At 43.4% G+C, this 18,589-nt stretch carries 15 protein-coding genes and 1 riboswitch; of the genes, 13 read left to right on the top strand and 2 right to left on the bottom strand.

From position 1 onward, the window contains the following. Nucleotides 1-314: 314 nt before the first annotated feature. The 5 genes from ACH0BF_RS17640 to yihA all read left to right on the top strand — a co-directional run bounded on the left by ACH0BF_RS17640 (nt 315) and on the right by yihA (nt 6,946). Nucleotides 315-440, top strand: coding sequence for a hypothetical protein (locus ACH0BF_RS17640; RefSeq protein ID WP_406909899.1), 126 nt, complete (start codon nt 315-317; stop codon nt 438-440). 127 nt (nt 441-567) lie between these two features. Then, on the top strand, nt 568-1,830 hold the full coding sequence (gene clpX / locus ACH0BF_RS17635; protein WP_340853082.1) for an ATP-dependent protease ATP-binding subunit ClpX: 1,263 nt from the start codon (nt 568-570) through the stop codon (nt 1,828-1,830). A gap of 275 nt (nt 1,831-2,105) precedes the next feature. After that, nucleotides 2,106-3,776, top strand: coding sequence for an ATP-dependent protease LonB (gene lonB / locus ACH0BF_RS17630; RefSeq protein WP_340853084.1), 1,671 nt, complete (start codon nt 2,106-2,108; stop codon nt 3,774-3,776). A 244-nt stretch (nt 3,777-4,020) separates the two neighbouring features. Next, entirely contained in the window at nt 4,021-6,351 is a 2,331-nt protein-coding gene (gene lon / locus ACH0BF_RS17625; protein ID WP_120033487.1) for an endopeptidase La, read from the top strand. Next, nucleotides 6,341-6,946, top strand: a complete 606-nt coding sequence (gene yihA, locus ACH0BF_RS17620) for a ribosome biogenesis GTP-binding protein YihA/YsxC (protein ID WP_120033485.1) — start codon at nt 6,341-6,343, stop codon at nt 6,944-6,946. The genes lon and yihA overlap by 11 nt, the downstream gene beginning before the upstream one ends. A gap of 452 nt (nt 6,947-7,398) precedes the next feature. Here the strand turns inward: yihA and ACH0BF_RS17615 are convergent, their stop codons facing one another. Further along, nucleotides 7,399-7,884: a LiaI-LiaF-like domain-containing protein gene (locus ACH0BF_RS17615; protein WP_120033483.1), complete on the bottom strand. Its 486-nt coding sequence runs from the start codon at nt 7,882-7,884 to the stop codon at nt 7,399-7,401. Nucleotides 7,885-8,066: 182 nt separating this feature from the next. Between ACH0BF_RS17615 and hemA the strand changes: the two genes are divergently transcribed. The 8 genes from hemA to ysxE all read left to right on the top strand — a co-directional run bounded on the left by hemA (nt 8,067) and on the right by ysxE (nt 16,676). Then, nucleotides 8,067-9,410, top strand: a complete 1,344-nt coding sequence (gene hemA, locus ACH0BF_RS17610) for a glutamyl-tRNA reductase (protein ID WP_120037843.1) — start codon at nt 8,067-8,069, stop codon at nt 9,408-9,410. Nucleotides 9,411-9,423: 13 nt separating this feature from the next. Further along, nucleotides 9,424-10,257 carry a cytochrome C assembly family protein gene (locus ACH0BF_RS17605; protein ID WP_340853089.1) on the top strand — a complete coding sequence of 278 codons (834 nt, stop codon included), beginning with the start codon at nt 9,424-9,426 and terminating at the stop codon, nt 10,255-10,257. 20 nt (nt 10,258-10,277) lie between these two features. Beyond that, nucleotides 10,278-11,210: a hydroxymethylbilane synthase gene (hemC, locus tag ACH0BF_RS17600; RefSeq protein WP_340853091.1), complete on the top strand. Its 933-nt coding sequence runs from the start codon at nt 10,278-10,280 to the stop codon at nt 11,208-11,210. Then, nucleotides 11,207-11,992: a uroporphyrinogen-III synthase gene (locus ACH0BF_RS17595; RefSeq protein ID WP_340853092.1), complete on the top strand. Its 786-nt coding sequence runs from the start codon at nt 11,207-11,209 to the stop codon at nt 11,990-11,992. Before hemC ends, ACH0BF_RS17595 begins: the two co-directional genes overlap by 4 nt. Next, a complete protein-coding gene (gene hemB, locus ACH0BF_RS17590; RefSeq protein WP_340853093.1) occupies nt 11,992-12,969 on the top strand; it encodes a porphobilinogen synthase in 978 nt (325 codons plus the stop codon). Before ACH0BF_RS17595 ends, hemB begins: the two co-directional genes overlap by 1 nt. Nucleotides 12,970-12,981: 12 nt before the next feature. Continuing rightward, nucleotides 12,982-14,271, top strand: a complete 1,290-nt coding sequence (gene hemL, locus ACH0BF_RS17585) for a glutamate-1-semialdehyde 2,1-aminomutase (RefSeq protein ID WP_340853094.1) — start codon at nt 12,982-12,984, stop codon at nt 14,269-14,271. A 189-nt stretch (nt 14,272-14,460) separates the two neighbouring features. After that, nucleotides 14,461-15,630 carry a stage VI sporulation protein D gene (gene spoVID, locus ACH0BF_RS17580; protein WP_340853096.1) on the top strand — a complete coding sequence of 390 codons (1,170 nt, stop codon included), beginning with the start codon at nt 14,461-14,463 and terminating at the stop codon, nt 15,628-15,630. Nucleotides 15,631-15,692: 62 nt separating this feature from the next. Then, nucleotides 15,693-16,676: a spore coat protein YsxE gene (gene ysxE / locus ACH0BF_RS17575; RefSeq protein ID WP_340853098.1), complete on the top strand. Its 984-nt coding sequence runs from the start codon at nt 15,693-15,695 to the stop codon at nt 16,674-16,676. Between the two features lie 105 nt (nt 16,677-16,781). Here the strand turns inward: ysxE and ACH0BF_RS17570 are convergent, their stop codons facing one another. Continuing rightward, nucleotides 16,782-18,251 carry an amino acid permease gene (locus tag ACH0BF_RS17570; protein WP_406909913.1) on the bottom strand — a complete coding sequence of 490 codons (1,470 nt, stop codon included), beginning with the start codon at nt 18,249-18,251 and terminating at the stop codon, nt 16,782-16,784. A gap of 100 nt (nt 18,252-18,351) precedes the next feature. Continuing rightward, nucleotides 18,352-18,530: riboswitch (Lysine riboswitch) on the bottom strand. Nucleotides 18,531-18,589: the final 59 nt, after the last annotated feature.

The following is an 18,589-nucleotide window of genomic DNA, read 5'->3' as shown; positions in this document are numbered from 1 at the left end:
CTGGTAACACATTATATATACAAAAGACCTTTTGTTTTTTGAACAGAGAAAAATGTGGTACAATGCAATACATAACTTTTTTACAAAGAGCCAACGGCGCTCGTTCAGTATGTGCGTTGATGCTTGTAGCTGAACAGGGGAAGAGAGAATAATTACCTGTCCCGCCGCAGCAAACCATTAAAGCTGGATAGGGCAAATAAACAGCGAAGCGTGCCTGTTAGAGAAGAGAAACAAATGTCGTTTTCAAAAAAAGACGTCTGTTTACTCTGAAGGAATGGAGCGTTGCAGCTGGACAGAAAAGCGAAGCCGACTGTATGGGAGCGACAAGCATAAGGCAGGCCGGAGGAGCGGCGCTTTCTAGCCGCACAGCCGGACCGGCTCATGACCTCGAGTTCCAGGGAGGCGTAGCTGGACACAAAAAGCAAAAGGCGCTCGATTAGTGTGATAACGGATTAGGGCTCTGGATGAGGAGTCGCTTTTCAGACTCCGACAGAGGGAGCGAAATCAGTGTATGCGCTAGCGCCTGTAGCTGGACAAGCGATTATTATTTATAAGGGGTGAAACACATTGTTCAAGTTTAACGATGAAAAAGGACAGCTAAAATGTTCTTTCTGTGGTAAAACACAGGATCAAGTGCGCAAACTTGTAGCTGGTCCCGGTGTATATATATGTGATGAGTGTATCGAGCTTTGCACTGAAATAGTGGAGGAAGAGCTTGGCACTGAGGAAGAAGTAGAATTTAAAGATGTACCGAAGCCGATGGAAATTCGTGATATTTTAGATGATTATGTTATTGGGCAAGAACGTGCTAAAAAGTCGCTCGCTGTAGCTGTTTATAATCACTATAAACGTATTAATTCCAACAGCAAGGTGGACGATGTTGAGCTGGCTAAGAGTAATATTTGTTTAATCGGGCCAACAGGAAGCGGGAAAACGCTCCTTGCTCAAACGCTTGCACGTATTCTAGATGTTCCATTTGCGATTGCTGATGCTACCTCTTTAACAGAGGCAGGCTATGTGGGGGAAGATGTGGAAAATATTCTTCTCAAACTGATCCAAGCGGCTGACTATGACGTGGAGAAAGCAGAAAAAGGCATCATTTATATCGATGAAATTGATAAAGTGGCACGTAAATCTGAAAATCCGTCCATTACGCGTGATGTTTCCGGTGAAGGTGTACAGCAGGCTCTCTTGAAAATTTTAGAAGGAACTGTGGCAAGTGTCCCTCCACAAGGTGGACGAAAGCATCCTCATCAAGAATTTATCCAAATTGATACGACAAACATTCTTTTTATTTGCGGGGGAGCATTTGATGGAGTGGAGCAAATTATTAAACGCCGCCTTGGCCAAAAGGTCATTGGCTTCGGCTTTGAAACGAAGCAGGAAGAGGCGGCAGATGGCTCTCTTTTATCTAAATTAGTACCGGAAGATCTTCTTAAATTTGGACTGATCCCTGAATTTATTGGTCGTCTTCCAGTTATTGCGAGCCTTGAGCAGCTTGACGAAGAAGCGCTCGTTGAAATTTTAACGAAGCCAAAAAATGCGCTCGTTAAGCAATATCAAAAAATGATGGAACTGGATGAAGTCGACCTTGAATTTGACGAGGGAGCACTTCGTGAGATTGCCAAGAAGGCGATCGAACGCAAAACAGGTGCCCGTGGGCTCCGTTCCATTATTGAAAGCATCATGCTCGATGTGATGTATGACTTGCCTTCTCGAGAGGATATTAAGACATGTGTCATCACAAAGGAGACCGTTCTTGACAATGCTGCACCAAGATTGCTTGGAGAAAATGGACAAAAGATAGATTTGACGAAAACATCCGCTTAAGCAGGGAAGCACCAGGCGAAAAGTAAGAAAAAAATAAACTAAATGAAAAAACAGGACAGCTTAGGATGAGAAGGCTGTCCTGTTTTTTCCGTGGAGAGAAGAACTTCCGGATGAATTGCTGTTTATGAGTATCAAAATGAGGCGATACTGGCGAATAAGAAAACGGTTGATTAACAATTAAAGGGAAGCAGTCGAATGAACAGAAGACCGTAAACCTTTGGAGAAAAGTCAGCCGTCAATGCAGGGTTCACTTTGCTGGTATGGGAGGATACGATATGAATTGGACAGCAATTGCAATCGCGGGTCAGCTTGTGTTTGGGCTGATTATCAGTCTTTATTTTCTCACGATGCTCAAAAAACAGCATACGAGCAGAATAACGATTGACAAGGAATCGAAAAAGGAAATGGAAGCTATGGGAAAAATGCGGGCAATTTCTTTGACAAAGCCGCTTGCTGAAAAAATCCGTCCGCAAAATTTTTCAGATATCATTGGTCAGGAAGAAGGCATTAAAGCATTGCGAGCAGCTCTTTGCGGCGCCCATCCACAGCATGTCATCATTTATGGGCCGCCGGGAGTGGGGAAAACAGCAGCGGCCCGTCTCGTGCTTGAGGAAGCAAAAAAGAATAAGCGCTCTCCGTTTGCTCCGTCTGCAGTGTTTGTGGAACTGGATGCCACTACAGCCCGGTTTGATGAGAGAGGCATTGCTGATCCGCTTATCGGCTCTGTACACGACCCGATTTATCAAGGGGCTGGTGCTCTTGGGCAGGCAGGTATTCCTCAGCCTAAAAAAGGGGCAGTAAGCAATGCACACGGCGGTATTTTGTTTATTGATGAAATTGGGGAATTGCACCCTATTCAGATGAACAAGCTATTAAAAGTGTTAGAGGATCGAAAAGTACTTCTTGAGAGCGTGTACTATAGTGAGGAAAATGATAATATTCCAAGACACATCCATGATATTTTTAAGAAGGGACTGCCAGCGGATTTTCGATTGATTGGTGCAACGACTAAACAGCCCGAGGAAATCCCAGCTGCCATTCGTTCTCGCTGTCAAGAAGTGTATTTCAATGAATTAGATAATAAACATTTAACAGATATCGCTCGTAAAGCTGCCGAAAAGGCGGGGATGAATCTCTCTGAAAAAGGACTAGCTCTGATCGCTGGGCATACCCGTAACGGCCGGGAAGCTGTAAACCTTGTACAGATGGCTTCCGGCCTAGCGATGATGGAGAATCGAAAAGAAATATACAATGAGGAAGTGGAATGGGTGATCCGCTCAAGCCGACTAGCACCAAAATGGGAATCGCGGATTCCTGAAGAGTCAAGAATTGGTCTGATTAATGGACTAGCTGTAACCGGGCCAAACAGTGGAGCTCTTCTTAGTATTGAGGCCGCTGTTCTTTCTGCGGCAGACAAAGGGACAGTAACAGTGACTGGGATTGTTGAAGAAGAAACATTCAACCAGCCAGCAAAATCAATCAAACGAAAGAGCATGGCCAAAGGGTCAGTAGACAATGCGGTGACCGTTCTAAAATCGTTGGGTGTGCCGGTGGAGCAGTTTGATATTTTTGTTAACTTTCCCGGAGGCATGCCTGTAGATGGCCCGTCTGCCGGAGCGGCGATAGCACTATCCATTTATTCAGCAATATACAATCATCCGGCGGATCGAACAGCAGCGATTACGGGAGAAATCGGCCTCCACGGGCAGATAAAACCGGTCGGGGGAGTTTTACAAAAAGTGATAGCCGCTAAAGAAGCGGGGGCAAAAAAGGTGCTTTTTCCAAAAGAAAATGACACACTTCTTTTAGAGAAAGTGGAAGGGGTGGAGCTCATTCCAGTTTCCCAGCTTAAAGAAGCATTTGATCATTTCTTTGATAAGCAGGCAGAACAGAAAGGACTCGTTCAGCCGGGGAATATATTATCGAAGGAAAAGAAATCAATATAGCATAGCAGAAGAAAGGCTGCCTTATAAAGTGATCATTTTTTTACTTTTAAGGCAGCCCTGTTGTTTGTTTTCTGCCAAAGTGAGGAATAGGTAAAAAGACGGGAAGGTGATATCCCGTTCAATAATGGACACTCCTATTTAAATAAGATAAGATTGTACAAAACACCTATTTTGCGGCAGAAAGCGTAAAAGAGAGAACAGGCAGCTATTTCGCCTGATGTTTGAAGTGATGGAGGTTATGTTTATGAGTAATCAAACTGTTCACACTGTGCCCCTCCTGCCACTCCGGGGATTATTAGTGTACCCTACAATGGTTCTGCACCTGGATGTTGGCCGTGATCGCTCGATCGAGGCGTTGGAGCAGGCAATGCTAGACAATCATTTGATTTTTTTATCCACTCAAAAAGATTCCAATATAGACGATCCTTTACGAGAGGATTTGTTTGAAACAGGAACATTAACGAAAGTAAAACAAATGTTGAAGCTACCAAATGGAACCATCCGTGTACTCGTTGAGGGCCTAAACCGCGCGGTTATTAAGCAGCTTGATGATAAAGAAACTTTTTATTTGGCAACAGTTGAAGTGCACGAGGACGATGCAGCAAAAGATATAGAAACTGAAGCGCTGATGCGCACACTGCTGGAGTACTTTGAACAGTATATCAAGCTGTCGAAGAAAATTTCTGCAGAAACCTATTCTACGGTAGCCGATATTGACGAACCGGGCCGGTTGGCCGATATCATTGCTTCTCACTTGCCGATTAAAATGAAAGATAAACAAGAGATTCTTGAGACGTTTGATGTAAAGAACCGTCTTAACCGAATCATTGATTTATTAAATAACGAAAAGCAAGTGTTGAATTTAGAGAAGAAAATCGGTCAGCGTGTGAAAACATCTATGGAGCGCACACAAAAAGAATATTTTCTGCGTGAGCAAATGAAGGCAATTCAGCAGGAGCTGGGCGATAAAGAAGGAAAAACCGGTGAAGTCGAGGAGCTGTTGAAACGAATCGAAGAAGCGGACATGCCTGAGCATGTGAAAAAGACCGCCTTAAAGGAATTGAATCGTTATGAGAAAATTCCTTCAAGCGCGGCAGAAAGTGCCGTTATCCGCAACTATCTTGAATGGCTCGTTACACTGCCGTGGACGAAAGCGACGAAAGATGACCTGGATATCGAAAAAGCAGAAGCCATTTTAAATCGAGATCATTATGGATTGGAAAAAGTGAAAGAGCGTGTGCTTGAATATTTGGCTGTTCAGCAGCTTACCCAGTCTCTTAAAGGGCCTATTCTTTGTTTAGCAGGACCGCCAGGGGTCGGTAAAACATCATTGGCACGCTCCATTGCCGAATCACTTGGCAGAAACTTTGTCCGGATTTCTCTTGGCGGCGTGCGTGACGAATCAGAAATCCGCGGCCACCGCCGCACATATGTCGGAGCCATGCCTGGCCGGATTATTCAAGGTATGAAAAAAGCAGAGACAATTAACCCAGTCTTTTTACTTGATGAAATTGATAAAATGTCAAGTGACTTTAGAGGCGATCCGTCCGCAGCCATGCTCGAAGTGCTGGACCCTGAGCAAAACTTTAACTTTAGTGATCATTACATTGAAGAAACATACGACTTATCGAAAGTGATGTTCATTGCGACAGCTAATGACCTGGCAACGATCCCAGGCCCTCTTCGCGACCGGATGGAAATCATTACAATTGCGGGCTATACGGAGCTGGAGAAAATTCATATTGCAAAATCCCATTTGCTTCCGAAGCAAGTGGAGGAGCATGGGCTCACAAAATCTCAGCTTCAGGTAAGGGATGATGCGATTCAAGATGTGGTCCGTTATTATACACGTGAAGCGGGCGTTCGTAGCCTTGAGCGTCAGCTTGCAGCAATTTGCCGAAAAACAGCCAAAATGATCGTCTCGGAGGAAAAAAAGCGTGTAGTCGTAACGAGTAAGAACTTGGAAGAATTTTTAGGAAAGCGAATCTTCCGCTATGGACAGGCTGAAACGGTTAACCAGGTTGGTGTAGCCAACGGACTGGCTTATACAGCTTCCGGCGGAGATACACTGCAAATAGAAGTGTCCTTGTCCCCAGGAAAAGGCAAGCTAATCTTAACTGGGAAGCTCGGGGACGTAATGAAAGAATCCGCACAGGCTGCATTCAGTTATGTTCGTTCCAAGGCCGAAGAACTGAATATTGAAGCTGACTTCCACGAGAAATATGACATTCATATTCACGTCCCGGAAGGCGCTGTGCCAAAGGATGGCCCATCTGCCGGCATTACAATGGCTACGGCGCTCGTCTCAGCATTAACAGCCCGTCCAATTCGTCGGGAAGTTGGAATGACCGGTGAAATCACTCTTCGTGGCCGTGTGCTGCCCATTGGCGGTGTGAAAGAAAAATCGCTTGGTGCCCATAGAGCCGGGCTCAAAACAATTATCCTGCCACAGGATAATGAGAAAGATATTGAAGATGTGCCAGAAAGTGTGCGCAACGATTTAACATACATTCTTGCCTCTCACATGGATGATGTATTAAAAGTTGCGCTGACAGGAGAAAATTATGAAGGTTAATCAAGTAGAACTTGTTATCAGTGCAGTAAAACCAGCACAATATCCGGAAGGTTCTCTTCCGGAATTTGCGCTAGCTGGACGCTCTAATGTAGGAAAGTCCTCTTTTATTAATAAAATGATTCAGCGTAAAAGCATGGCTCGGATCTCATCTAAGCCGGGAAAAACACAGACGCTCAATTTTTATAAAATTGAGGAGTCACTTTATTTTGTTGATGTACCGGGATATGGATTTGCGAAAGTTTCCAAAAAAGAACGGGAATCATGGGGCAAAATGATTGAAACGTATTTAACGACAAGGGAACAGTTGCGGGCATGTGTGCTGATTGTTGACTTGAGGCACTCTCCGACAGAAGACGATGTCATGATGTATAATTTTTTAAAGCATTATGAAATCCCTGTTGTGGTCGTGGCCACTAAAGCCGACAAAATACCAAAAGGCAAGTGGCAAAAGCATTTAAAGGTAGTGAAAGAAGCGCTCGAATTTGAACCGACAGACGATATCGTTATTTTCTCTTCTGAAACTGGACAGGGAAAAGACGAAGCGTGGAGTGTTATTCATAAAAGAATGAAGAAAGCAAAGCTGTCCGCTGAATAGTGGGCAGCTTTTTGTTCGGAGAAAAAGCGACAGACTGCCAGCTTGTTGCCGAGAAACGTGAACCTTGGCGCTATATCTTTGAAAAGAATAGACATCCTGCCAAACAGGTGAGAGAAGACCAGTTTCTTAAATGAAAGTCTCTGTTAAAGAGGAATATTGTTTTTTCAATAGTTGATTGTAGCGGAAGGTGGCGACTCCAGGAAAGATCAACAGAGCCAAGCAAAAAAAAGAGGAATTCCTATGAAAGAAATTCCATCTAAAGGCAGCAGCTGTGTTTTCTTTAAATCTTTTATAAAAGGACTTAAGAAGGATAAAGTGATACCGAACAAGGGAATAGAAGGAAGGGTAGCCCGTTAAATAGACCTAATAAAAGTGTGGCGGGCTGCTGCAGTTTTAAAAGGGCTTTAAAGTATGTATTTGGGTGGTCTGGTTTCCTTCTCTATTCGCTCAATTTATTTCTTTTTCACAAATAGTAAATAACCGCCAATGACAATTAGAATAACAGGCCAAAATTGCCAGAGGGAGAGCGCTCGATTCTCAAGCAAGCCAAGCCACTCGATTACTTTATCATAAAAGAGGGTGATAACGGCAAGAATAAGAAATAGCAATCCTTGAAACAGACCGTTTCTCGTTTTCTGATACTGAAGCAAGAATCCGAGTGCAATGATTAAGATAAAGACGCCAGTGTCATTAGACCAAAAGCCAAAATGATTCACCACATGAAAGTGAACACCAAAGCCTGTCAGAATAACACCGGGCAAAATATTATTCCCTTCTTTGCCGCTGTAAGCGTCCGCTAAGAACGCAAGTCCGATAACAATCAAAAGTGTTGGCCAGCTTAAAAAGGGCTGAAACCAGACGATAGCAGCCTGCTGCAAAAAGAAATATAAACCGAATCCGATTAAAATGGTTCCCGGAAAAATTCGCTGCTGCTTCATAAATAGTTTCCCCGCTTTCCATATTCCTAACTTGAATCTTAGTTCTTATTTTGTTACGCTTGCTATTGGGTTTAAAAAGGTTTATTGGTTTTAATGTTAGCATATGTTCACAATTTGTGAATAAGGAAAATTTGTTCCGTGTTATAATGAATATAACAGATTTTTATGGGGGTGCTGAGAACGTGCATATTATTGTGGTGGGACTAAACTACAAAACAGCCCCAGTGGAGATACGTGAACGATTATCTTTTCAGGACACGGACTTAGAAAAAGCCATGTCAGAGCTCCGTAAGCAAAAAAGCATTTTGGAAAATGTCATTCTTTCCACTTGCAACCGGACAGAAATTTATGCGGTCGTCGATCAGCTCCATACAGGGCGTTATTATATTAAACATTTCTTATCTGAATGGTTTAACATGGAAAAGGAAGAATTCACTCCTTTTCTATTTATTCATGAGCAGGAAGCGGCAGTCGAGCACTTGTTGAAAGTAACAAGTGGATTGAATTCCATGGTCCTTGGCGAGACGCAAATTTTGGGACAAGTTCGTTCGAGCTTTTTAAGAAGCCAGGAGATTGAGGCAACGGGCACGGTCTTTAATCATTTATTCAAACAAGCCATCACACTGGCCAAGAAAGCGCATGCGGAAACGGAAATTGGCGCGAATGCGGTATCTGTCAGCTATGCGGCTGTAGAGCTCGCTAAGAAGATTTTCGGCAGTCTTTCCGGCAAGCACGTGCTTGTTGTTGGTGCTGGCAAAATGGGTGAGCTTGCCATTCAAAATCTGCATGGCAGCGGAGCTACAAAAGTGACAGTTGTGAACCGGACGTTTGAAAAAGCAGTTGCGCTTGCTGAGAAATTTGACGGCAATGCCAAAACTTTGGCAGAGCTTCAATGTGCTCTCGTGGAAGCCGATATTTTAATCAGTTCTACGGGCTCAAGCGGCTATGTTATTACGAAAGAAAGAATGGCCGTCGTGGAAAAAATGCGTAAAGGAAAACCATTGTTTATGGTTGATATCGCTGTTCCGCGTGATCTTGATCCGGCTATTTCTGATCTGGAAAGTGTTTTTCTTTATGATATCGATGATCTGGAAGGCATTGTACAAGCAAACATGGCAGAGCGTCAGAAAGCGGCTGAAAAGATTGAATTGATGATCGAAGCAGAAATCGTCGCTTTTAACGATTGGATTAATATGCTGGGAGTCGTTCCGGTTATTTCCGCTCTTCGTCAAAAAGCGCTTGCCATCCAGGCAGAAACAATGGTCAGCATCGAACGAAAAATGCCTAACCTAACAGATCGTGAACGAAAAGTATTAAACAAGCATACAAAAAGTATTATTAATCAGCTGTTAAAGGATCCAATTTTACAGGCGAAGGAACTCGCTGGGGATAAACGTTCGGCTGAAAAGCTGGCTCTGTTTACACAAATCTTTAACATTGAAGAAGAAGTGAAAGCAGAGAAGCAGGTAAAAACAGCGGAACAGTCTACCCAGCAGATTCAGACAAAGCCATTATTCCAAGTGTAAGCGGGGTTACTTGATGTTTGAACAAGGAATGGCCAGGCTCCACGAATTGATGGTAATTTTATATGCGCTGAGTGTTATGCTGTATTTTATCGACTTTTTAAATCAGAACCGGAAGGCGAATAAAGTCGCCTTCTGGACTTTATCGATTGTTTGGGTTCTTCAAACAATTTTTTTGTTTTTATATATGTTCAAAACCGGCCGTTTTCCGGTTCTTACCCTTTTTGAAGGGCTTTATTTTTATGCGTGGATCTTAATTACGCTTTCATTGGTTATTAACCGGCTGCTGCGTATGGATTTTACCGTTTTCTTTACTAATATGATTGGCTTTGCCATTATGGCGATACACACATTTGCCCCTGTGCAAATGGAATCTCAGGCGATGGCGGAACAGCTCGTTTCTGAATTGCTGCTTATTCATATTACAATGGCCATTTTGTCGTACGCTGCATTCTCGCTTTCTTTTATTTTTTCTGCACTTTATTTGCTGCAGTACAGGCTATTAAAAATGAAAAAATGGAGTCAGCGTTTATGGCGTCTAGGTGATTTAGATAAGCTGACGAAATTTTCATACGTATCAAATGCAGTCGGAGTGCCAATGCTGTTGCTAAGCTTAATTCTTGGGTTGATCTGGAAGTTTATTAAACTGCCGGATGTAAGCTGGTATGACGTGAAAATTATTACTTCTTTTATTCTGTTGATTATTTACGGCATTTACCTTTACCTGAAAGTTCGCAAGGGCCTTTATGGCAAATCATTGGCACTGTTGAACACTGCTGCCTTTTTAATTATTTTAATTAACTTTTTCCTAGTGAGCCGATTTTCGTCGTTTCACTTTTGGTACACTTAAAAGCAAAGCAGGGGGATATTATGAGAAAAATTATTGTCGGCTCCCGCCGAAGCAAGCTAGCTTTAACACAAACAAACTGGGTGATTAGCCAGTTGAAAAAGTTAAAGCCGGAATACGACTTTGAAGTAAAAGAAATCGTTACAAAGGGCGATCGCATCCTGGATGTTACGCTCTCTAAGGTGGGCGGGAAAGGCTTGTTCGTCAAGGAAATTGAGCAGGCCATGTATGATAAGGAAATTGATATGGCCGTGCATAGCATGAAAGACATGCCAGCTGAGCTTCCCGAGGGATTGACCATTGGCTGTATTCCAGTGCGGGAAGATCACCGTGATGCTTTCATTTCAAAAGATCATGTAAAGCTTAAGGATATGCCAGCAGGGGCCGTTATCGGTACGAGTAGTCTGCGCCGCAGCGCCCAACTGTTAGCTGCTCGCCCGGATTTGGAAATTAAATGGATTCGAGGCAATATCGATACGCGTTTAGCAAAGCTTGAAACTGAGGAATACGATGCGATTATTTTGGCCGCGGCAGGCTTGTCACGCATGGGATGGGCCTCTGACGTTGTAACAGAATTTTTGGAGCCAGAACTTTGCCTGCCTGCAGTAGGCCAGGGAGCCCTTGCTATTGAATGCCGGGAAGATGATAAAGAATTACTTGAGCTGCTCGCTGCTTTTGCCAACGAGGAAACGACGAAAACGGTGACTGCTGAGCGGGCTTTCCTTCACAAGATGGAAGGCGGCTGTCAGGTGCCCATCGCCGGGTTTGCTGTAGCTGACGGCAATGAAACCGTGCTAACTGCTCTTGTCGCCTCACCAGATGGAAAAACGATTTATAAGGAAATAGTAAGAGGCAGCGATCCGCAAGCTGTGGGTGTAGAAGCAGCAGCTTTGCTTTCGGGACGTGGCGCTAAAGAATTGATTGAAGCGGTGAAAGCAGAGCTTGATGCCGAATGACACCCGGTCGGCCGCTTGCAGGCAAGCATGTATTAGTGACCCGTCCAAGAGGACAAGCAGCTTCATTTATTGATAAAATAGAAACAGCCGGGGGAATCGTTCACTTCGTTCCCCTGATCGCTTTCCAGTCTTTCTCAGATGATCGTGAGGAAGAATGGTTGCAGCAATTGTCTACATATGATTGGATTATCTTAACGAGTAAAAATGGTGTCGATTTTTTCTTTCAGCAGCTAAAGAATAGAAACATAGACCGCACAGTTATACGTGGCCGTTTTGCTGCTATTGGAACGAAAACAGCTGCTGTGCTCCAAAACTACGGATTTCATGCTGAGTATATTCCCGAGAAATTTTCCGCTGATCAGTTTGTAGAAGAAATTACCGGAGGGCGCTTTGAAGCGAAAAAGGTGTTAATTCCGAAGGGGAATCTTGCCAGAACAGCTATTGCTGACGCCCTCAGGGAAAAAGGGATGACGGCTGACGAATGGATCGTTTATGAAACATATTTCCCCGAAGAAGCAAATCAGCAATTAATTGATTTACTTGTAACGAATAAAGCGGACATCCTCACATTCACAAGTCCTTCTGCTGTCCGTCATTTTATGAAAGCAATAAAGGAAGTGGGCATGCACACGCTGGAACATTCTGTTGTTGCCTGCATCGGCCCAGTAACTAAAAAAGAAGCGGACCGCTTCGGTCTTCATACGCAGATTTGCCCAGAGGTATATACGAGCGAATCGTTGGCAGAGGCAATTGCCCGCTATTTCAGAAAGGAAGAAGAGTAATGGAATTACAATTTAAACGTCATCGCCGCTTGCGCCAATCAGCTAATATGCGTGCATTGGTACGTGAAACTTATCTTCATAAAGAGGACTTTATTTATCCTCTCTTTATTGTAGAAGGCGAAAACATAAAAAAAGAAGTCCCTTCCATGCCTGGTGTGTATCATTTGTCAATGGATCGCTTGAAAGCAGAAATGGACGAAATTCTAGCGCTCGGGTTAAAATCTGTCATTTTATTCGGCGTACCAGCTGAAAAAGATGCAGAAGGAACGGGTGCCTATCATGATCACGGCATTGTTCAGCAGGCAACACGCTTTATTAAGGGGCACTATCCGGATATGGTGGTTATCGCTGATACGTGTTTATGTGAGTATACAGACCATGGCCATTGCGGAGTGATCGAGGGCAGCAAAGTGTTAAACGATCCATCATTAAGTTTGCTTGCTAAAACAGCAGTCAGCCAGGCTGAAGCAGGTGCCGACATCATTGCTCCATCTAATATGATGGATGGGTTTGTCGCTGCTATTCGCCGTGGATTGGATGAAGCAGGCTTCACTGATGTACCGATCATGTCTTATGCCGTTAAATACTCATCAGGCTTTTACGGGCCTTTCCGTGACGCAGCCGAATCTACTCCGCAGTTTGGTGATCGAAAAACCTATCAAATGGACCCGGCTAATCGCCTGGAAGCTTTTCGCGAGGCAGAGTCAGATGTAGAAGAAGGGGCTGATTTCTTAATCGTCAAACCCGCTCTTTCTTATTTGGACATCGTGCGTGACATGAGAAATGAATTTAAATTGCCAATTGTCGCTTATAATGTGAGCGGTGAATACTCCATGGTGAAGGCTGCGGCATTGAACGGCTGGATCGATGAAAAGGCAATCGTTATGGAAAAGTTGATCAGCATGAAAAGAGCAGGTGCCGATCTAATTATTACGTATTTTGCTAAAGATGCAGCCCGCTGGCTGGATGAACAATAAGGGGGTTCTTGTATGCGTTCTTACGAAAAATCAAAGCAAGCCTTCCAAGAGGCGGTTAAATTAATGCCAGGAGGGGTGAACAGCCCAGTTCGCGCCTTTAAGTCCGTAAATATGGATCCAATTTTTATGGAACGGGGGAAGGGCTCTAAGATTTACGATATTGATGGCAATGAGTACATTGACTATGTTTTATCGTGGGGGCCACTTATTTTGGGCCATGCGAATGATCAAGTTGTAGAAGCTTTGAAAAAGACGGCTGAAACTGGGACGAGCTTTGGTGCCTCGACTCTCATTGAAAATGAACTAGCGAAGCTTGTGATCGAGCGTGTTCCGTCTATTGAAGTGGTTCGTATGGTCTCTTCTGGGACGGAGGCCACCATGAGTGCGCTTCGTCTTGCCCGCGGTTTTACAGGCCGCAGTAAAATAGTAAAATTCGAAGGCTGTTACCATGGTCATGGCGATTCCCTCTTAATTAAAGCTGGTTCTGGTGTGGCTACTTTAGGATTGCCAGATAGTCCAGGCGTTCCTGAGAGCGTGGCGAAGAACACAATTACCGTACCTTACAATGATCTTGACGGTGTTAAATATGCTTTTGAACAATTTGGTGAGGACATTGCTTGTGTCATTGTTGAACCTGTTGCAGGCAATATGGGCGTTGTACCGCCACAGCCTGGTTTCTTGGAAGGACTTCGTGAAGTAACGCAGGATAACGGTGCTCTCCTTATTTTTGATGAGGTTATGACTGGTTTCCGTGTCGGTTATAACTGTGCGCAAGGATTCTTTGGCATCACGCCTGACCTTACGTGCCTTGGCAAGGTAATCGGTGGTGGGCTGCCGGTTGGTGCCTATGGTGGCCGGGCAGATATTATGAATCAAATTGCTCCAAGCGGACCAATTTATCAGGCAGGCACTCTTTCTGGAAATCCAATGGCGATGGCTGCCGGATTGGAAACACTCCGGCAGTTAACACCAGAGATATACGAGGAGTTCGGACGCAAAGCAGATCGCCTGGAAGAAGGATTGACCGAAGCTGCACAAAAGCATAACATTCCGATTACATTTAACCGCGCTGGTTCGATGATTGGCCTCTTCTTTACTAACGAACATGTAACCAATTATGAAAAGGCAAAAACATCTGATCTTGCACTGTTTGCTGAATATTACCGGGAGATGGCAAATGAAGGTGTGTTTTTGCCGCCATCTCAGTTTGAAGGGTTATTTTTATCCAGCGCCCATACTGAAGAAGATATTGAGCATACGATTGCTGCAGCTGAAAAAGCGTTCAGCCGCCTAAAGAAATAATAATAGAAAAAACCGCCTGGCTATATGCTGGCGGTTTTTTTTCGTATTCTAAATAGAATGAGGCAATCTTTCATATTTCTTAGAGAAGCGTCATACAAATAAATTGTGAAAGAAGATCAATAGGAATATCTTGCCGTTGTATAAACAAATGGATGGCATAAGGCCGATGAATAGAAAGGAGGAAATGAAGTGGCGTCTCAAGACCTGTCATATTTGCGGTTTTCATTAGAAGAAACTGTCCGTTTTACGAGTGGTCAGGAAGTAGGAGAATTATATTCTATTTCTCTTGATCCGCAAATTCAAACTGAAGAAACAGATGAATTTATTAGAATGCACGGTTTCTTGGAACTTTCTGGAGAATACGCTCCATCAGAGCAGCAAACCGAACCACTGGATACACCTACTTATAAATATGTGCAACAAGTGCTGGAGCGCGGAGAGAATGAGTGTGAATTCTTTCATCACTTTCCGATTGATATAACGATTCCTAAATCACGCATTGCTAAAATGGAAGATGTGGAGATTTACATTGATTCGTTTGACTATGAATTCCCTGAAAAAGCAAATTTGAAATTAACAGTCGATCTATCAATATCAGGGATCATGGAAGAGGAAGAAGAGAAAGAAAGAGAGCAGGTGAATGAATTAGTTGAAATGACACCAGCAGACGAAGAGTTACAAATAGAACAAGAAGAAAATGTAAAAAATGACGAACCAGGGTTTTCAATTTTAAAGTTGGATGTGAATGATGCAGGCGGCTCAGAGGAAACAGGAAGGGAGACAGATTTTTCGGTTGAAGTCAAAAGGCAACCTGATGTGCTTGAGGAAGAGAAGAAGGAAGTTTCAGTTCCACCAATGAGTGAACAAAGAGAAGAAAAACAGCAGAAAGAATCTCCAAATATTGTTTTGGAGATGGAAAGCAATCATTCCGCAGTTGCAGCAATCGAAGAATCTCCTAATGTGCTTGAATCATTGTCCATAATGGAGTCTGCTTCCGCGAGTCCGTCATCTCATCATGAAGTTCCTAATGTTTCAGAGCTAACAGAGTCTCCGGCTCAAGAGCCAGCCCATATGGCAGAGTCGTCCTCAAAGGAAATGGAGGAGGAGAACACACAGAAAAAGAAAAAGTCATTTAGCTTGAAAAAAACGGAAACGATGTCGCTAGCAGATTTCTTCTCAAGGAAAGAGTCAGAGGAAGCTGTAACCTGGAAGGTTTGTCTTGTGCAGAGAGATGATACACTCCAAAAGATTGCTGAGCGGTATGAGTTACCGGTAGCTGACTTAGTCCGAGAAAACAAATTGGAGACCAGCCAAAGCATTGAAGAAGGCCAGGTACTCTATATACCGAATTCTCGTTAATGATCCGGCTGTTCCCGATTAAAGGTGGGACAGCCTTATTTTTTATAAAGCGGGTGAAGAAAGTGGAACAGCCCTATTCAGCTATTTGGAGAAGCTACGGATTAACCCCTTTGCACATAGAAACATTAGGCCACGTGCAAAAAATATCAACAGATAAAGGGAATTTTGCTTTAAAAAGAATTCCTTCAGTACAAGGGATGGATTTTTTATTCAATATGCAAAAGCTTTACCAGACGGGTTATCACCGATTTGTTCCTGTTTATCCGGCTTTGGATGGCAGATATGGCATTTTAGAGGGAGCTCATATTTATTATTTAATGCCGTGGATCGAAAGTGGTGAGCAAGAAATAGCCGAGAGAGAAAAAAAGATGATTCGGGAGGTTGCCAGGCTGCATTTCGTTTCTTCCACGGATGTAGCTGTAGCGAAGGAGGCGCGGATCTATCAATATGAACAGGTCAAGGCTTTGTGGGAAAGACAGGAAGAGCACTTAGAGCAATTTTTAGAGCTTTCAGAAAGGGAAACATATATGTCTCCGTTTCAATTGTTGTTTTGTCTTTATTATACAGATGTTCGCCAAGCTTTTTTCTATGCCAAGGAAAAGTTGAAAGAATGGAAAGAGGCAACAGAGGAAGAGGAGAAAGAGAGAACGGTCCAGGTTCATGGCAAACTGGACCCAGGTCATTTTCTTATTGATCGAGGGGGGGGAGGCTACTTTATTAACTTGGAGCAATCTCGCAGAGCCACGCCGATTCATGATTTAATTCCCTATTTCTCCCGTACATTGAAGGGGTACCCAGAAAGATCAGCTTTAGCGAGAGAGTTATTCAGTTACTATACAAATTTTTTTCCGCTGAAAAAAGGGGAGAAACTTTTATTCCAAAGCTATATTGCTTACCCGGGAGCGCTTTATGAGACAGCAGCTGCCTATTTCTCGGCACAAAGAAAACAAAACGAGTATCGCTATACGGATCAGCTGCAGCAAAATTATTGGCAGTTAAAAAATATCGAGTATTTCGTCACAGACTTAAAAGAAGAGGAAGAATAAAAAAATGGCTGGAGGAATGAAATTCCTCCAGCTCTGACAAGGTGTAATCGTAATCCTCGTATAATGTCTTTGATAAAATTTTACTTCTGCTTTAGCAATAACCTATTAGTCCCTGTTGAAATCACATTCTTCCAAAGGAATGACTTTCGTTTTGTGTTTGATTTTGTAAGCAATCCAAAAGATCAAGAATAGAGGAAGACCAATATAGGAAACAAGGACTCCATTCCAGTCAATTTGGCCTCCCATAAACGCTTGGAAATTTTGGCCCAAAATGACGAAAGTACATAGAATAAGTGCCAACAATGGCCCAATTGGAAACCATTTTGCACGATAAGGAAGAGTGGTTACGTCCCCTCCTTGAGCGATAAAAGCCCGACGGAAGCGATAGTGACTAATGGCGATCCCGAGCCATGTGACGAAACCAGCCATTCCGGAAGCGTTTAACAGCCAAACATAGACAGCGCCGTCGCCAAAGAAAGTAGTTAGAAATGCGAGAGAACCGACCAATGTGGTAATAATGAGCGCATTGACCGGTACCCCTCTTTTGTCAAGGCGAGCCAAAAATTTTGGGGCCTGTCCATCACGTGCCAAGTCCCAGAGCATACGGGTGGAAGCATACATGCCTGAATTGCCTGCGGACAATACAGAAGTGAGTATGATAGCATTCATAACAGAAGCAGCAAAAGCAAAACCTGCCCGTTCAAACACTAGCGTGAAGGGACTTACAGAAACAGAGTCACTTAGCAGACGTTCGTCTGTGTATGGGAGAATCAATCCGATCACAAGAATAGCTAAAATATAAAAAAGCAAAATGCGCCAAAATACAGAATTAATAGCTTTAGGAATATTTTTTTCTGGTTCTTCACTTTCACCGGCGGCTACTCCGAGCAGCTCCGTGCCTTGGAAAGAGAAGCCAGCTGCCATGAAAACACCTAAAACAGCTAAAAACCCGCCATTGAAAGGAGCGTCTTTAATTGTAAAGTTTGTGAGGCCAATGGCTTCGCCGCCCATAATACCAAAAATCATAAACAAACCGGTAACAATAAATAAAATAATAGTGACTACTTTAATAAGTGCAAACCAAAATTCTGATTCTCCAAATCCTTTGGCAGACATAAAATTCAAGCCAAACATAATTAAAAGTGCGAGACCGCTCCAGAGAATGGAAGGACTGTCAGGGAACCAAAATTTCATAATGAGCACTGCAGCGGCAAGTTCTGCAGCAATGGTAATCGCCCAGTTGTACCAATAATTCCAGCCGATGGCAAATCCAAGGGCCGGATCAACAAATTTTGATGCATATACCTTAAAGGAACCAGCTACCGGCATATAGGCCGCCATTTCTGCAAGGCTCGTCATTAAGAAATAGACCATTACTCCGATTGCTGCATAAGCGAGCAGTGCCCCTCCAGGACCGGCATTATGAATAGCTCCGCCGCTTGCTAAAAATATCCCTGTTCCGATGGATCCTCCGAGAGAAATCATCGTTAGATGGCGTGCTTTTAGAGTCCTCTTCAACTGATTGGGCTTTGATGATGATGTCGATGATGATGACGTAACTGTATTCCTCAATATTGTGCACTCCTTTTCGTGATAAAGATTGAATCATTTCAAGGGCAAATAAAAAACAGCCGTCGAAGAAGATCGACGGCTGTTAACAAGTCCGTTTAATCCTTCCGAAGATAGCCCTCCACGTTAAATAACGCGACAGTGATGTTCCTGTTCGAAAACATCCCCAGCATGAACAGACAATGACCTGTCCACACTTCGGCAGTTTATCCTTTCAAACGGAGTCATAGATGTCATTGTCTCTCTTCCGCTTTACTCATATAAGCTGCAGCCTCTATCCCATCGGTAAATGGGAATATTTAATTGACACTAGAATTATAGTCAATTCTTATCAATCTTGCAAT

The organism is Pseudobacillus sp. 179-B 2D1 NHS, from assembly GCF_045370945.1.
Taxonomy (GTDB): domain Bacteria; phylum Bacillota; class Bacilli; order Bacillales; family Domibacillaceae; genus Pseudobacillus.
Note: the sequence above shows the minus strand (reverse complement) of the source record. Positions and strands in the feature narration are given on the sequence as shown.

Bases quoted from the DNA above. Each gene is read 5' to 3' on its own strand.
- ACH0BF_RS17640 (WP_406909899.1), top strand. From the start codon at position 315: ATGGGAGCGACAAGCATAAGGCAGGCCGGAGGAGCGGCGCTTTCTAGC.
- ACH0BF_RS17595 (WP_340853092.1), top strand. From the start codon at position 11,207: ATGACACCCGGTCGGCCGCTTGCAGGCAAGCATGTATTAGTGACCCGT.
- lonB (WP_340853084.1), top strand. From the start codon at position 2,106: ATGAATTGGACAGCAATTGCAATCGCGGGTCAGCTTGTGTTTGGGCTG.
- yihA (WP_120033485.1), top strand. From the start codon at position 6,341: ATGAAGGTTAATCAAGTAGAACTTGTTATCAGTGCAGTAAAACCAGCA.
- hemB (WP_340853093.1), top strand. From the start codon at position 11,992: ATGGAATTACAATTTAAACGTCATCGCCGCTTGCGCCAATCAGCTAAT.
- ACH0BF_RS17605 (WP_340853089.1), top strand. From the start codon at position 9,424: ATGTTTGAACAAGGAATGGCCAGGCTCCACGAATTGATGGTAATTTTA.
- hemC (WP_340853091.1), top strand. From the start codon at position 10,278: ATGAGAAAAATTATTGTCGGCTCCCGCCGAAGCAAGCTAGCTTTAACA.
- lon (WP_120033487.1), top strand. From the start codon at position 4,021: ATGAGTAATCAAACTGTTCACACTGTGCCCCTCCTGCCACTCCGGGGA.
- ACH0BF_RS17615 (WP_120033483.1), bottom strand. From the start codon at position 7,884: ATGAAGCAGCAGCGAATTTTTCCGGGAACCATTTTAATCGGATTCGGT.
- hemL (WP_340853094.1), top strand. From the start codon at position 12,982: ATGCGTTCTTACGAAAAATCAAAGCAAGCCTTCCAAGAGGCGGTTAAA.